This is a genomic window from Polaromonas hydrogenivorans (genome assembly GCF_040105105.1).
In the GTDB taxonomy this organism is placed as follows: domain Bacteria; phylum Pseudomonadota; class Gammaproteobacteria; order Burkholderiales; family Burkholderiaceae_C; genus Polaromonas; species Polaromonas hydrogenivorans.
This window is the reverse complement of sequence record NZ_CP157675.1, coordinates 1087643-1101533: the sequence shown is the minus strand read 5'-3', so window position 1 is coordinate 1101533 and position 13891 is coordinate 1087643. Positions and strand designations below refer to the sequence as shown.

Annotated in this window: 12 protein-coding genes; 10 read left to right on the top strand and 2 right to left on the bottom strand. The window is 64.4% G+C overall.

What is annotated here, in order from left to right:
- Positions 1–25: 25 nt before the first annotated feature.
- The 4 genes from ABLV49_RS05240 to pbpC all read left to right on the top strand — a co-directional run bounded on the left by ABLV49_RS05240 (position 26) and on the right by pbpC (position 5491).
- Positions 26–736: a PspA/IM30 family protein gene (locus ABLV49_RS05240; protein WP_349280568.1), complete on the top strand. Its 711-nt coding sequence runs from the start codon at positions 26–28 to the stop codon at positions 734–736.
- Between the two features lie 15 nt (positions 737–751).
- Positions 752–2596 (top strand): ATP-binding protein, encoded by a 1845-nt coding sequence (locus tag ABLV49_RS05235; RefSeq protein ID WP_349280566.1) that lies wholly within the window; start codon positions 752–754, stop codon positions 2594–2596.
- A gap of 172 nt (positions 2597–2768) precedes the next feature.
- Positions 2769–3227 (top strand): TerB family tellurite resistance protein, encoded by a 459-nt coding sequence (locus ABLV49_RS05230; protein ID WP_349280565.1) that lies wholly within the window; start codon positions 2769–2771, stop codon positions 3225–3227.
- Positions 3228–3262: 35 nt separating this feature from the next.
- On the top strand, positions 3263–5491 hold the full coding sequence (pbpC, locus tag ABLV49_RS05225) for a penicillin-binding protein 1C (RefSeq protein WP_415838172.1): 2229 nt from the start codon (positions 3263–3265) through the stop codon (positions 5489–5491).
- Positions 5492–5519: 28 nt separating this feature from the next.
- Here the strand turns inward: pbpC and ABLV49_RS05220 are convergent, their stop codons facing one another.
- Complete coding sequence (locus tag ABLV49_RS05220) at positions 5520–6005, bottom strand: MarR family winged helix-turn-helix transcriptional regulator (RefSeq protein ID WP_349280563.1); 486 nt, start codon at positions 6003–6005, stop codon at positions 5520–5522.
- A gap of 144 nt (positions 6006–6149) precedes the next feature.
- On the opposite strand from ABLV49_RS05220, the gene ABLV49_RS05215 reads away from it, so the two are divergent.
- The 6 genes from ABLV49_RS05215 to ABLV49_RS05190 all read left to right on the top strand — a co-directional run bounded on the left by ABLV49_RS05215 (position 6150) and on the right by ABLV49_RS05190 (position 12453).
- Positions 6150–7352 carry a 3-hydroxybenzoate 6-monooxygenase gene (locus ABLV49_RS05215; protein WP_349280562.1) on the top strand — a complete coding sequence of 401 codons (1203 nt, stop codon included), beginning with the start codon at positions 6150–6152 and terminating at the stop codon, positions 7350–7352.
- A 40-nt stretch (positions 7353–7392) separates the two neighbouring features.
- The gene (locus ABLV49_RS05210) at positions 7393–8448 is read left to right on the top strand and encodes a cupin domain-containing protein (protein WP_349280561.1); all 1056 of its coding nucleotides are present in this window, start codon (positions 7393–7395) and stop codon (positions 8446–8448) included.
- Between the two features lie 33 nt (positions 8449–8481).
- Positions 8482–9189 (top strand): fumarylacetoacetate hydrolase family protein, encoded by a 708-nt coding sequence (locus ABLV49_RS05205; RefSeq protein WP_349280559.1) that lies wholly within the window; start codon positions 8482–8484, stop codon positions 9187–9189.
- Positions 9190–9298: 109 nt separating this feature from the next.
- Positions 9299–10705 (top strand): MFS transporter, encoded by a 1407-nt coding sequence (locus ABLV49_RS05200; RefSeq protein WP_349280557.1) that lies wholly within the window; start codon positions 9299–9301, stop codon positions 10703–10705.
- Positions 10692–11330 carry a maleylacetoacetate isomerase gene (gene maiA, locus ABLV49_RS05195; RefSeq protein ID WP_349280556.1) on the top strand — a complete coding sequence of 213 codons (639 nt, stop codon included), beginning with the start codon at positions 10692–10694 and terminating at the stop codon, positions 11328–11330. The genes ABLV49_RS05200 and maiA overlap by 14 nt, the downstream gene beginning before the upstream one ends.
- A 112-nt stretch (positions 11331–11442) precedes the next feature.
- Positions 11443–12453 carry a Bug family tripartite tricarboxylate transporter substrate binding protein gene (locus ABLV49_RS05190; RefSeq protein WP_349280555.1) on the top strand — a complete coding sequence of 337 codons (1011 nt, stop codon included), beginning with the start codon at positions 11443–11445 and terminating at the stop codon, positions 12451–12453.
- A 66-nt stretch (positions 12454–12519) separates the two neighbouring features.
- On the opposite strand, the gene ABLV49_RS05185 is transcribed toward ABLV49_RS05190, so the two are convergent.
- Positions 12520–13710 (bottom strand): AAA family ATPase, encoded by a 1191-nt coding sequence (locus ABLV49_RS05185; protein WP_349280553.1) that lies wholly within the window; start codon positions 13708–13710, stop codon positions 12520–12522.
- Between the last annotated feature and the right edge of the window lie 181 nt (positions 13711–13891).

The following is a 13891-nucleotide window of genomic DNA, read 5'->3' as shown; positions in this document are numbered from 1 at the left end:
ATTTCCATTCAACCAGGAGCAACCCATGGCCAACAACGCAATCTTCGCCCGCCTGTCCAACCTGTGGACCGGATTCATCTCGCTCTGGGTGTCCGACATCGAAAAAGAGCACCCCGAAATCGCCTACCAGAACGCCATCGCGTCGATGATCCAGAAGTACACGCAGCTCAAGTCGGCCACCGGCGCCATCATTGCCCGGCGCCAGGAAATCACCGCCCGCCTGTCCAGCCACGAGCGCGAGCTGGCCGGCATCAGCACCGACCTGGAAGCCGCGCTGGCCACCGGCCAGGACGACCTGGCGGTGGTGCTGATCCAGAAGAAGAATGCGCTGGATGCGTCCATCACCGAACTGCGTGCCGACGCCGAGCAGGCCACCACCGACGCCGACAATGCCAAGGATTCGCTGATGCAGGTGAAGACCGAGATCGACAAGCTCAAGGCCGAGAAAGACCGCATGCTGGCGCAGATGCACAGCGCGCAGGCACGGATCAAGATCCAGGGCCAGCTCGACGGCCTGTCGGTCGATGCCGAGGTGCAGGCGCTGGGTGCGGTGCGCGACCATATCAAGGGCCAGGTCGCGCAGGCCAGCCTGGGGTCCGAGCTGCACAACTCCGACCTCGACGTGCGGCTTGCCAAGCTGCGCCAGAGCAGCGGCAGCGTGACCGCCAAGGCCCAGCTCGAAGCGATGAAGCAGGCGCGCGCGGCCAGCGCCCAGGCTTCGGTCAAGAACCTTTAACAGCGGCCAGAACAAGTGAAAACGCCCGCGACGATTCCCGCCACGCGCAACGCGCTGCCGCGCTGGGCCGAAACCCTGCGCCAGAAATACCTGGCCGGCGAAGCCTCGACCTTCGTGCTGTATCGCAATGTGTTCGACAACTTCCTGGCCGGCGAGACGCTGCACAACCTGCAGTCCTTCCTGGTCGCCGAGCTGTTCAAGGACACCAAGAAGCACATCTGCGAAGTCAGCCTGGAGCGCGGCATCCAGGTGCTGGTCGGCAAGGCCGGTGCCGGCATGGGAACGGCTGAAGGCGAAAGCGCCGACGGCTCCACGCTGCTGGAATCGCTGCATGCCTTGGAAAAGCAGATGCGCGCCGAGCAATCGACCGCCGTCATCGTTCCCTACGCCGATGCCCTGCTGCCAGCCGGCGACCCGAGCTTCATGGCGCATCAGGACCGGCAGGTTTACCTCGCCTTTCACCGCTGGTCGCTGGACCAGACGCTGACGCGCGGCGACAACATCACGATTTTGGTGGCCGAGTCGCTCAACGCGATCAACCCCGGCCTGCTGTCGAACCCCAAGGTGGCGGCCATCGAGATTCCGATGCCGGACCTTGCGCTGCGCAAGCGGGTCATCGCCTTTTTCGCGCCCAAGCTGACCGAGCAGCAACTGAGCCTGTTTTCCGAACGCACCGGCGGCCTGCGCACCGTGCAGCTGGCCAGCATCATGGCCGGCTCCGAAGGCCACGGCCTGAGCGAAACCCAGCGCCGCACGCTCATTCTGGAACTGCTGTACGGCACGCCCGACGCCGAAGCGCGCGCCGGTACGCTGGCCAGCATCACGGCGGGCATGACGCCGGCCGAGATCATCCGGCTGATCGAACCCGGCAAGGCCCTGCCCGTCGGCGATGCGAACGAGGAAGTGCTGAAAGTCATCCATGCGCGCAAGCGCGAAATGATCGAAAAGGAATGCGCCGGCCTGATCGAGTTCATCGAGCCCAGCTATGGCCTGGAGGCGGTCGGCGGGCACGAGCACATCAAGCACGAACTGCTGGCGATAGCCAAAAACCTGAAAGCCGGCGAAACCACCTTGACGCCGATGGGCCTGCTGGCCGTCGGCCCGATGGGCTCGGGCAAGACCTTCGTCATCAAGGCTTTTTTGAAGGAAGCCGGGCTGTCGGCCGTGGCGCTGAAGAACTTCCGCTCGAAATGGGTCGGCTCGACCGAAGCCAACCTGGAGCGGGTGCTGGCCACCGTCAAGGCGATGGGGCCGATTGCCGTCATCATCGACGAGGGCGACCGCAGCTTCGGCTCGGGCGGCGGCGAGGACAGCGACGGCGGCACCAGTTCGCGGGTGATCGCGCGGCTCAAGGAATTCATGGCCGAGCCCGAAAACCGGGGCCAGGTGCTGTTCGTCATGATGACCAACCGGCCCGACAAGCTCGACAGCGACATCAAGCGCCCCGGCCGGCTGGACCGCAAGATTCCGTTTTTCTACTGCGATTCGGCCGCCGAGCGGGTGCAGGTCTTGCTGGCCGTGCTGTCGCGCTACCGCGAGCCCTGCGCCGCCAGCGCCGAGGAACTGCTCACGCTGTGCGACCGGCTGGTGGGCTACTCGAACGCCGACCTGGAGGCGCTGGCGCTGCTGGCCGTCGAGTTCGCCCGCGGCCGGTCCGGGGCGCTGGATGCGCAGGCCCTGGCGCTGGCGGCCGACGACTTCATGCCGCCGCAGGAGCAGGGCATGATCGAATTCATGGAACTGCTGGCGGTGTCGGAAACCTCCCGCCGTTCGATGCTGCCCAGGCGCTACCAGGGCATGGCCCTCAGCGACATTCAAAGCAAGCTGATGGCTGCCAAAAGGCTGGCCCTGGCGCGCTAGGGATGCAGTCAGCAATAACTTCCTGCGTCATACCCGCGAAGGCGGGTATCCAGACTCGTTTGAGCGCTTCAGCCCGTGTTGCTGGATTCCCGCCTTCGCGGGAATGACGGACGGGAAGTTGTTATTTGCCAGATCCTGATTCCTTCCTCTTCATTTTTCTCAGGAGTTTTTCATGCACACCATGCCAGACCAGAACCTCAGCCCGGCGCAGGTCGCTCAGCTCACCCGCGCCATGCTGTCGGTCGCCGCCGTGGACGGCATCCAGCCGGCCGAGGCCGCGCTGATCGGCCAGTTCTACGAAAGCTCGCGCAGCGCCGACATGCCGGCCACCGCGACCTTCCTGGCCGACCCGCAGGCGCAGCAATTTGACGCCGCCGCGCTGGCCGGCAGCCCGGCGGAATTTGCCGACACGGTGGTGCTGATGTGCCTGATGACCGCCTACGCCGATGGACAGTTGAGCCCGGCCGAACGCGAGCATGTGCAGGCCGTGGCGACAACGCTGGGACTGGATGCCGCGCGCTTTGAAGCCCACCTGGCGCAGGTGCGCGACGACCTGGTCGGCGCCTTGTCGCATCTGCCCGATGCCGGCTCGGTGGCGGCGGTGGTCAGCGAACTCTCGGCCGCCGACTAGCCGCCGGTATTTCCTTCAACCCGCCGCCTGAAACCGTGTTCCTCAAGCGATTGCGGCAAGACGCCGGCTTGCGCGTTTTCACTCTTTTATTGATAGCTGCCTGCGCACAGCCAGCCTGCGCAAATACCACTTTTGATCAAATAAAACGCGATTTCAGGCCCTCCGACACGCTGGTGCTGGACCGTGATGGCGAAATCATCCAGCGCGTGCGCCTGGACGCCAGCGTGCGGCGCGGCCAATGGGTGGCGCTGGCCGACATCTCGCCGGCCCTGCGCACGGCGCTGGTGCTCAGCGAGGACAAGCGCTTTTACGAGCACAGCGGCGTGGACTGGCGCGCCGTGTCCAGCGCCGCCTGGGGCAATCTGTGGAACACCAAAACCCGTGGCGCGTCCACGCTCAGCATGCAGCTGGCCGGCTTGCTCGACGCGGATTTGCGGGCCGGCGCCCAAGGCCGCAGCCTGGGCCAGAAAATCGGCCAGACGGTTTCCAGCCAGCTGCTGGAAGCGCGCTGGCGCAAGGACCAGATCCTGGAGGCTTACCTCAACCTGGTGCCGTTTCGCGGCGAGCTGGTCGGCATCGACGCGCTCAGCCGCACCCTGTTCGGCAAGGCAGCGCACGGGCTGGACGAGCGCGAAGCCGCCGTCGCTAGCGCGCTGGTGCGGGCGCCGAATGCCAAAGCCGCGCAGGTCGCCCAGCGCGCCTGCGCGGTGATGAAACTGATGCAGCCGGGCGCGAAGATCGACTGCGACGGGCTGGACCTGTTCGCCACGGGCGCGCTGCAGCGCCGGGCCTTCGAGGCCAGCGAAGGGATTGCGCCGCACCTGGCGCGCCGGCTTTTGGTGCACAAGCCCGGCAACCAGACGATTTATTCCACCCTGCGCGCCCCGCTCCAGCGCTTCGCCGTGCAAACCCTTGCTCAGCACCTGCGCGAACTGCGCGGCCGCCACATCGAGGACGGCGCCGCCGTCGTGCTCGACAACGCCAGCGGCGAGGTGCTGGCCTGGGTCGGCTCCTCGGGCATGCTCAGCGCCGCCGCCGAGGTGGACGGCGTGCTGGCGCTGCGCCAGCCCGGCTCGACCCTCAAGCCTTTCCTGTATGCGCAGGCGATTGCCGAGCGGCGCATCACCGCCGCCTCGCTGCTCGAAGATTCGTCGTCGCAAATCCAGACGGCGGGTGGCCTCTATATTCCGCAAAACTACGACCGCCAGTTCAAGGGCCTGGTGTCCAGCCGCACCGCGCTGGGCGCCTCGCTCAACGTGCCGGCCGTTCGCACGCTGGTGATGGTCTCGCCCGACGCGTTTGCCCGGCAGCTGCGCGCGGTCGGCCTGCCGCTGAAGGAATCGGGCGACTACTACGGCTACAGCCTGGCGCTGGGCAGCGCCGAGGTGTCGCTGCTGTCGCTGACGAATGCCTACCGCACGCTGGCCAACGGCGGGCGCTTCAGCGAGGTCAGATTCGGGGCGGGGGCGGCTGTCCGCTTCCTGCCCGCCCTGGACCCGCGCGCCGCCTTCATCACCGCCGACATCCTGGCCGACCCGCTGGCGCGCGCCCGCACCTTCGGCACCGACAGCATCCTGGCCACGCGTTTCTGGACGGCGGTGAAAACCGGCACCAGCAAGGACATGCGCGACAACTGGGCGCTGGGTTATTCAAGCCGCTACACCGTCGGCGTGTGGGTCGGCAATGCCAGCGGCGCGCCGATGTGGGACGTGAGCGGCACCAGCGGCGCGGCGCCCGTCTGGGCGGCGCTGATGAAGCAGTTGCACCAGACCGAACCAAGCCGCGCGCCCACCCCGCCGCCAGGCGTGGTGCAAACCCGCGCGGAGTTTGGCAACCAGCTTGAAGCGGCGCGCAGCGAGTGGTTCATCCGGGGCACCGAGCAGGCTTTTTTTGCTATTGATTCAGGATCTGCAGGCGCCCTTCCATCAAGCGCAAAAGGCCTTAAAAGCTTAAAAACTCCAGCCTTGCAAGCCGCTGCGCAGCCGCGCATCACCGCCCCGGCTTCGGGCACCATCATTGCGCTGGACCCGGACATTCCACCGGCGCACCAGCGCCTGGCGTTCAGCGCCGAAGGACAAAGCCTGCGCTGGCTGATGGACGGCAAGGTGTTCGCCAAGGGCAACACCGCGCAGTGGCTGCCGTGGCCGGGGCGGCATGTGGTGCGGATTGTCGGGAAGCACGGGGAAGTGCTCGATGAGGTTCGGCTGGAGGTGCGCGGGGCGGGGGTGAAGGCAGCGCAGGCCGGGCCAATGGGGAAGCGCTGAGCGGAGGGGCGCATCAGCAAATCGAGGCCTATGCCAGTTTTCTGGCGTCGCTGTGCGCCGCGCGGCTGAGTTCGTTGTTCGTGCTCACCAGCTTGTTCAGCAGTTCCATGAAGTCTATGCGCTGACTGGGTGTCAGCGGCGCCAGAATCAGCTCCTGGACCCTTTCCATGCGCGGGATCGCTTCGGCCAGCAATTGCTCGCCCGCCGGGGTCAGGGTGAGCAAGCGCACGCGCCGGTCATCGGGCGAGGCATTGCGCGTGAGCAGACCACGCGCCTCCAGCCGATCCACCACGCCCGCCGTTGTGGAAGTGTCCAGTGAAACCAGGTTCGCGAGCGTGCGCTGGTCGGTGTTCGGGTGGTTGTGCACCGACTGGAGGATGGCGTACTGCACCGGCGTGATGCTCAGCGCTTGCGCTTCCTGGTGCGCGATGCCTACCGAAATCTGGTGCAGCCGCCGAATGGCGTGTCCAGGCATCTGGTCAATGTGAATTGTCTTGTTGTGTAGTTTTTCCATATATTTTCAAGTCCAAGGGTTATCCCTGATTTTCGATGATTTATATCATCACTACACTTATCATCAGTGCACTTAGCATAAGCTTGCCATGCCGCTTATAGCCTAGCAACTTTTCAATCCCTCAACCATTTCAGGAGAAAAAACATGAGAGACAACCCTGCAGATTTGCCCGTCCTGGTTGCCGGCGGCGGCATTGGCGGCCTGGCCGCAGCGCTGGCACTGGTGCGGCGCGGCTTTTCCGTCAAGGTGCTGGAGCAGGCGCCCGAGATCGGCGAGATCGGCGCGGGCATCCAGCTCGGCCCCAATGCCTTTCACGCCTTCGACGCGCTGGGAATCGGTGAAAAGGCCCGTGGCCGTGCGGTCTATACCGACGAGATGGTGATGCATGACGCAATCGACGGCTCCCTGGTGGGCCGCATCCCGACCGGCGAGGCCTTCCGCCAGCGCTTTGGCAACCCCTACGCGGTGATCCACCGCGTCGATGTGCATCTGTCCTTGCTCGAAGGCGCGCAGGAAACCGGCAAGGTCGAATTCCTGACCTCGACCCGGGTCGAGCGCATCGAGCAGGACGAGGGCAGCGTCACCGTTTATGACCAGCACGGCAACGCCCACAAGGGCATTGCGCTGATCGGCGCCGACGGCGTGAAGTCGGTGGTGCGCGAGCAGTTCGTGGGCGATGCGGCCCGCGTGACCGGCCATGTGGTTTACCGCGCCGTGGTGGACAAGAAAGACTTTCCCGAGAGCCTGCAATGGAACGCCGCCAGCATCTGGGTCGGCCCGAACTGCCACCTGGTGCACTACCCGCTGCGCGGCGGCGAGCAATACAACGTGGTGGTGACCTTTCACAGCCGCCAGCCCGAACAATGGGGCGTCACCGAGGGCAGCAAGGAAGAAGTGCAAAGCTACTTCCAGGGCATCTGCCCGCAGGCGCGCCAACTGATCGACCTGCCCAAGACCTGGAAGCGCTGGGCCACGGCCGACCGCGAACCGATTGGCCAGTGGTCTTTCGGCCGCGTCACGCTGCTGGGCGACGCCGCCCATCCGACCACGCAGTACATGGCGCAGGGCGCCTGCATGGCGATGGAAGACGGTGTCACGCTGGGCGAGGCGCTGCGCGTCAACAACAACGATTTTCCCAAGGCGTTCGAGCTGTACCAGCGCTCGCGGGTCGCCCGCACCGCCCGCATCGTGCTGTCGAGCCGCGAGATGGGACGCATCTACCACGCCCAGGGCGTTGAACGCCTGGTGCGCAACGACCTGTGGAAGGGCCGCACGCCCGAGCGCTTCTATGACGCCATGGAATGGCTGTACGGCTGGAACGTCGGCAACTGCCTGGCCAAAGACTGACCGGCACCCGGCCGCACTGAACCCGAAAAGGAGATTCGCTATGCAAGATCAAGACCGTTTTGACACGCTGGGGCGTCTGGAAGACCTGCCGCAGGACTACCGTGACGAGCTGACGCAGCACAACCTGGTGCCCCTGTGGCCCAGCCTGCGCGCCGTGCTGCCGCCGGCCAGGCCGCAGCCCCGAACCCGCGCCACCGCCTGGTCCTACCAGACGCTCAAGCCGCTGCTGCTCAAGGCCGGCGAGCTGACGCCGATTGAAAAAGCCGAGCGCCGTGTGCTGGTGCTGGCCAATCCGGGCCATGGACTGGAAAAGATGCAGGCCAGCGCCGCCATGTACCTGGGCATGCAGCTGCTGCTGCCCGGCGAATGGGCGCCGTCGCACCGCCACACGCCCAACGCGGTCCGCATGATCGTCGAAGGCGAAGGCGCCTACACCACGGTGGACGGCGAGAAATGCCCGATGCGCCGGGGCGACCTGATCCTCACGCCCACGGGCCTGTGGCACGAGCATGGCCACGACGGCGACCAGCCGGTGATCTGGCTCGATGTGCTGGATTTGCCGCTGGTGTATTACATGGAGGCGTCCTACCACATCGACGGCGACCGGCAGACCGTCAAACCCGGTCGCGGCGACCGCGTCTATGCCGGTGGCGCCATGGTGCCGACGCCGATGTTCGAGCGTTCTGGCAAAGCCTATCCGATGCTGCGCTACCCGTGGGTCGAGGCGCGCGCCGCGCTCGTCGCCCTGGCGGACGACCAGCCGGAACTCGAATCGGTCCAGCTCACCTACGTCAACCCCGAGACCGGCAGTGACGCGCAGAACATCCTCGGCTACTACGCGCTGATGCTGCGCCCTGGCCAGACCTTGAGGCTGCCGGTGCGCTCGCCCGCGATGGTGTTCCATGTGATCGAAGGCGGCGCCAAGGTGCAGGTTGAAGACCAGGCCTTCACGCTGGCCGAGGCTGACACCTGCTGCGCGCCCGGCTACAGCCAGGTGAGCCTGAGCAACAGCGCGGCAGATACACCCGCCTTCATCTTCATCGCCGACGAGTCGCCGCTGCACCGCAAGCTCGGCGTGTTCGAAAACCGCGGCTGACACAGCCTTCCCCCCCATTTCAAGGAAACCAACATGACCCAAGCCGCCTACCTCTGGACCCCGCCCGCCATTCAATCGCTGCCCGTGCGCGGCAAGGCCGAGCGCCTGCCCGTCAACCGCATCTTCTTTGTCGGCCGCAACTACCATGCGCATGCCGTCGAGATGGGCAAGCCGGTGGACAAGTCCGTCGAGCGTCCGTTCTACTTCACCAAGGCGCCCCAAACCCTGGTGGAAAGCGGCGCCACCGTGGCCTATCCGCCCGAAACCGCCAACTACCATTTTGAAATGGAACTGGTGGTTGCCATCGGCAAACCGGCGTTTCGCGTGTCGCAGGAAGACGCCCACCAGGTGATTTACGGCTACGCCGCCGGCCTGGACATGACCCGCCGCGACCTGCAACTCGTCGCCCGCGACAAGGGCCGCCCCTGGGATCTGGGCAAGGACGTGGAGCAGTCCTCGGTCTGCAGCGAGATCGTTCCCATGCCCGGCGTGATCATCGACCAGGGCGAAATCGCCTTGGCTGTGAATGGCCAGACCAAGCAGCAATCCGACGTCAACAAGCTGATCTGGAATGTGCGCGAGATCATTGCCGACCTGTCGCTGTTCTACCACCTGCAGCCCGGCGACCTGATCTACACCGGCACGCCTGAAGGCGTGGGCGCGGTGGTGGCGGGTGACCGCATCGAAGGCCGCGTCGAAGGCGTTGCCGGGATCGCCCTGAACGTCGGCCCGGCCGAATAAAGCGCTCCCTGTCGAAGCATCCATCCGGCACCGGGCATGAACTCGTGCGGGGTGGTCGTTTCGGCACGCGCCCCGAAGAGGCGCGGCACTCAAAACAAGGAGACAAGTGATGACAATTTCAACAGATTCCGAACTCGAAGCCCGACGCATGCGCACGGTCGTGTGGGTGGTGGGCCTGGCCACGATGGGACTCATATTCGACGGCTATGACCTTGTCGTCTATGGGGCGGTGGTATCGACCTTCCTGCGCGATTCCTCGCATATCGGCACCGTGACCCCGGTCATGGCGGGCGTACTGGGCAGTTATGCGCTGGTCGGCGTGCTCGTCGGGGCGCTGCTCGCCGGGGCCGTAGGCGATATTCTGGGACGCCGCAAGGTCATGCTGACTGCCTATGCGTGGTTTTCTGTCTGGATGGCGCTTACGGCGATGACGACCACGACGGCGATGTTCGGCTGGATGCGCTTCTTCACGGGCCTGGGTATTGGCGCACTGGTGGCCACGACTGCGGCATTGGTGTCGGAATACGCCCCGAAAGGCAAGAAGAACCTGTGCAATGCGATCAGCAACGGTGGCATCCCGCTGGGCAGCCTGCTGTCGGCCCTGATCGCCATCCTGCTCATGGACAAGATTGGCTGGCGCGGCATGTTCTGGATCGGCGCACTGCCCCTGGTCACGCTGCTGCCGCTGGCTTACTTCAAGATGCCCGAGTCGGTGGCCTGGCTGGCCTCGCGTGGCCGGATGGATGAAGCCCGCGCCCTCTCCGAGCATACGGGTATCCCCATTCCCGAGGCTGTACCGGCTGCGGTCGGCAAGCGGGCGTCCGTGAGCGAGGACAAGGCAGGTTTCGCGGGTCTGTTCAATGGCAGCTACATCTTCCCAACGATCATTCTGGGACTGATGAGCGCGACCGGCCTCATGCTGGTGTATTCGCTCAACACCTGGCTGCCCGAACTCATGCTGCGCGCCGGCTTCAACGCCAAGGGTTCGCTGTCGTTCCTGCTGGTGCTCAATGGCGGCTCCCTGTTCGGTGCGCTGCTGGCCTCCCGGGCGGCTGACCGGTTCGGGGCCAAGCCGGTGGTCGCCAGCTGCTTTGCGATTGGCGCGGTGGCCCTCGTGCTGCTCACGCTCGGTTTTCCGCTGGCCGGCCTGCTGGCTATCGTCGCGGTCGTCGGACTGGGCACCAGCGGCACGCAGACGCTGATCTACGGTTTCGTCGCCAACTACTACCGTACCAATGTCCGCGCCGCAGGGGTGGCCTGGTGCGCCGGTTTCGGTCGCCTCGGCGGCATCGGTGGCCCCATGCTGGGAAGCTTCCTGATCGGTTCGAGCTTCGCGCTGAACTCCATCTTCTATGTCCTGGCGGGGCTAGGCATTCTGGGGGTCTTGCTGACGCTGCTGGTGCCGGTGTCCCGTCGCTCGCACGACGTGCGCTCGATGCGCATCGAACCCACGCCGAGGCCGACACCCTCCATCTCATCCAGTCAGTACAAAAGAAACATTCATGAAGCTGTATAACTTTTTTCGCAGCGGCACCTCGCACCGGCTGCGCATTGCGCTCAATCTCAAAGGGCTGCAGACGCAGTACGTGGCGGTTGACCTGCGCACCGAGCAGCACCTGAAGGACGAGTTCAAGGCCGTCAACCCGCAGATGCTGGTGCCGGCGCTGGAAGCGGACGGCAAGGTGCTGATCCAGTCGCCCGCCATCATCGAATGGCTGGAAGAGACGCACCCCACACCAGCGCTGTTGCCAGGCAACGCCAACGACCGTGCCCATGTGCGTGCGCTGGCGGCCATCGTCGGCTGCGACATCCACCCAATCAATAATCGCCGCATTCTGGAGTACCTGCGCAAGCAACTCGGTGCCAATGAAGATGCGGTGAACGCCTGGTGCGCCACCTGGATCAGCGACGGGTTTGATGCCTTCGAGGCTTTGCTGGCCGCTGACAGCCAGCGGGGCGACTTCTGCTTTGGCAACACCCCCACGCTGGCCGATGTGTATCTGGTGCCGCAGGTCGAGAGTGCGCGGCGCTTCAAGGTTGACGTGAAGCGGTGGCCCCGGATTGCTGCGGTCGATGCCGCCTGCGCCAGGCTGGATGCCTTTCGCCTGGCAGCCCCGGCGCTGCAGCCCGACGCGGCTTGATGCGGCTTGAGCCAAGCTTGAGGCAACTTGACTCTTGCGGCGCTGGATTGCAACGGCGCAGCCCTTTTGCCCTGGTTCCCTGCAAGTTTTTAACCTGTTTGAAAGCACCACCATGAGCCTTCCATCACTTCCCCGCCGCGCTGGCTTGCGCTCCCTGGCGCGCTGGTCTGCCCTTTGCCTGGGTCTTCTGGGCACCAGCTTTTCGGCGCAGGCTGACGCCCCTTTCCCGAACAAGCCCGTCAACCTCGTCACCGCCTTTGCTGCGGGCAGTGGCCCCGATGCCGTGCTGCGCCAGGTGGCGGACAAGCTGTCGAAACTATGGAATCAGCCTGTCCTCATCACCAACCGGCCCGGCGGCGGTGGTTTCATCGCCATCGAATCGACGCGCCGCGCCGCGCCAGACGGCTACACCCTGCTGCAACTCGACAGTGAACACCTGGCCGCCCTGCCGCTGCTGTACAAGTCCAGGAAGTTTGTCACGCTGGACAACTTCGACCCCATTGCGCCGCTCTTTCGCACGCCGTTCCTGGTGGCGGTGCCAACCGACTCCAAATGGCAGAGCATGAAAGACCTGGTGGCTGCTGCCAAGGCCGCACCGGGCAAGGTGAGCTACGGCTCCTGGGGCGTTGGCAGTCCCGGGCATCTGGCCGGCGAGCAACTCGAACTGCTTGAGCAGCTTGAAATGACCCATGTGGCTTACCGGGAAGTGTCTCAGCTCTTCACCTCGGTCGGCGCCGGCGACATTCAGTGGAGCATGGCCAGCATTCCATCGAGCCAGGGCATGTTCAAGGCCGGCAAGATCCGCTATCTGGCCGTCGCCGCGCCCAAACGCATTCCCCAGATGCCGGAGGTTCCGACGGTGGCCGAGGCAGGCGGGCCAGCCGGCTTCGAGGTGAACTCTTTTGTATCGCTGGTGGCCCCGAAAGGCATTGCGGCCGATGTGGCCAACAAGATCAACGCCGACGTTCTCAAGGTACTGGCTGACCCCGAAGTCAAGGCGCGCTTCAATACCTTCGCTTTCGAGACCATCACCTGGTCACCCGCCGATATCCGCCGTAACGCCGATGCCAAGGCCAAGGTGTACGAACAACTGATCAAGCGCAAGAATATCAGCCTGGATTAATGCAATGGCGTCGCGCGCTGTGAATTCAGCAGCAGCCTGGCGCGACCCTTTCGCCGGTTTGCCGGCTCAAGCCGAGCCATCCTGGCCGGGCAGGCCATCAGGCCGCAAGAGCTTGTCGGCCTGCAACCGTGTCCCCCAGGCTTTTTCGACAAAGCTGTCGGTCACGCCATAGTGCCCATGCTTGACGCGCATCAGCAGGTTGGCCGAAGTCATCATGCCAAGAACACCCTGCACTTCCTGGGCGCTCACTTCCCGGCCGATCTGGGTGGAGTATTCCTTCAGTGCATCCCCGGTGAACACACCCTTGACGTTGCCCCCAATCCCGCAGATATGTGAAAACACGGCTTGCGCCAGCGGGCCAAAGGCTTCTATCTTTTGCAGTTCGATATCCGCCGCCGCAGCGCCAAACGCCTGGGCAATGGTGGGCAGATGCTCATCAGGGTTCGCGCCCGGGGGCAAGGCACGCAAGACACTGAGTGCCTTCATCAGTTCTTCGGGCCGGCTGCCCATTCTCCTGAACGCCTCTTCGGTGACGCCTGCCGAAGGCGCCATGACGCCCAATTGCGGCCCGACCTGTTGCAGGACATATTCAATAAAGTCCAGCCCGAGCACCGGAAACTCATGCGTCACCGCGCCGTTGAACGCCTGGTTGCCCTTGAGGGAAAGCTCCTGGACGCGCGCGCGATGCGAGCCGGTGCCGAGGAACAGAAAGTGGCCCGGCGTTGCGGGCCGGGTGTTGATGGCGTCGCGCGCGGCTTTGAGCGCGTGCAGCAGGCTGTCGCCATCCGCACTTCCCAGCGCATGCTGCACTTCGTCAATGATCAGCACCACGTCTGTTTTCGACTGCTCGACAAGCTCCGTGAACGCCTGCGCCAGGCTGACGCCGCCCTCCTTGCCGACATCGGCGAGCTTGAAGCCAAATTTGAAACCGGCAGCGCCGGCCTCAACACTGGACAGCTGTTTCAGTTTCTGGAGCATCGCCGAACCCGGGGTTTGCAGCGCATGCAAGGACTTGCGGATGGCGTTGTGGACCAGGTTCGCCGGGTTGGCTTGCGGCTGGCTCCACAGGTCAACGTAAATGACGATGGCGCCCACATCCTGCAGCGCCGGAATCAGGTCGGTGGCGAGAAACGTGGTCTTGCCCACCCGCCGTTGCCCTGAAAGAAAGAGCCCGGAGCGCAATGAGGTGTCGAGAAATGTGGGCCGCAGCAGTTGCCTGGCCATTTCTTGCGCGAGGGCGGTACGGCGGAAGGTCATGGTTTATGAATTTTTACGTTATTCTAATAATTATGTAAGACGCATAATTTCAAATAAAACCGTGCGCGGCGAATGCTTGATTTGGGCATCGAGCCATCCGTTTTTGCTATTGATTCAGGAGCTTAAAACGCTTTCCCATCAAGCGCAAAAGGCCTAAAAGTCCTAAAAATTTGGTCCTGGC

What these genes read in the sequence shown, in the direction of transcription:
- ABLV49_RS05185 (WP_349280553.1), bottom strand. Translation starts at nt 13,710, where the DNA reads ATGACCTTCCGCCGTACCGCCCTCGCGCAAGAAATGGCCAGGCAACTG.
- ABLV49_RS05205 (WP_349280559.1), top strand. Translation starts at nt 8,482, where the DNA reads ATGACCCAAGCCGCCTACCTCTGGACCCCGCCCGCCATTCAATCGCTG.
- maiA (WP_349280556.1), top strand. Translation starts at nt 10,692, where the DNA reads ATGAAGCTGTATAACTTTTTTCGCAGCGGCACCTCGCACCGGCTGCGC.
- ABLV49_RS05200 (WP_349280557.1), top strand. Translation starts at nt 9,299, where the DNA reads ATGACAATTTCAACAGATTCCGAACTCGAAGCCCGACGCATGCGCACG.
- ABLV49_RS05190 (WP_349280555.1), top strand. Translation starts at nt 11,443, where the DNA reads ATGAGCCTTCCATCACTTCCCCGCCGCGCTGGCTTGCGCTCCCTGGCG.
- ABLV49_RS05230 (WP_349280565.1), top strand. Translation starts at nt 2,769, where the DNA reads ATGCACACCATGCCAGACCAGAACCTCAGCCCGGCGCAGGTCGCTCAG.
- ABLV49_RS05220 (WP_349280563.1), bottom strand. Translation starts at nt 6,005, where the DNA reads ATGGAAAAACTACACAACAAGACAATTCACATTGACCAGATGCCTGGA.
- ABLV49_RS05215 (WP_349280562.1), top strand. Translation starts at nt 6,150, where the DNA reads ATGAGAGACAACCCTGCAGATTTGCCCGTCCTGGTTGCCGGCGGCGGC.
- ABLV49_RS05240 (WP_349280568.1), top strand. Translation starts at nt 26, where the DNA reads ATGGCCAACAACGCAATCTTCGCCCGCCTGTCCAACCTGTGGACCGGA.
- ABLV49_RS05210 (WP_349280561.1), top strand. Translation starts at nt 7,393, where the DNA reads ATGCAAGATCAAGACCGTTTTGACACGCTGGGGCGTCTGGAAGACCTG.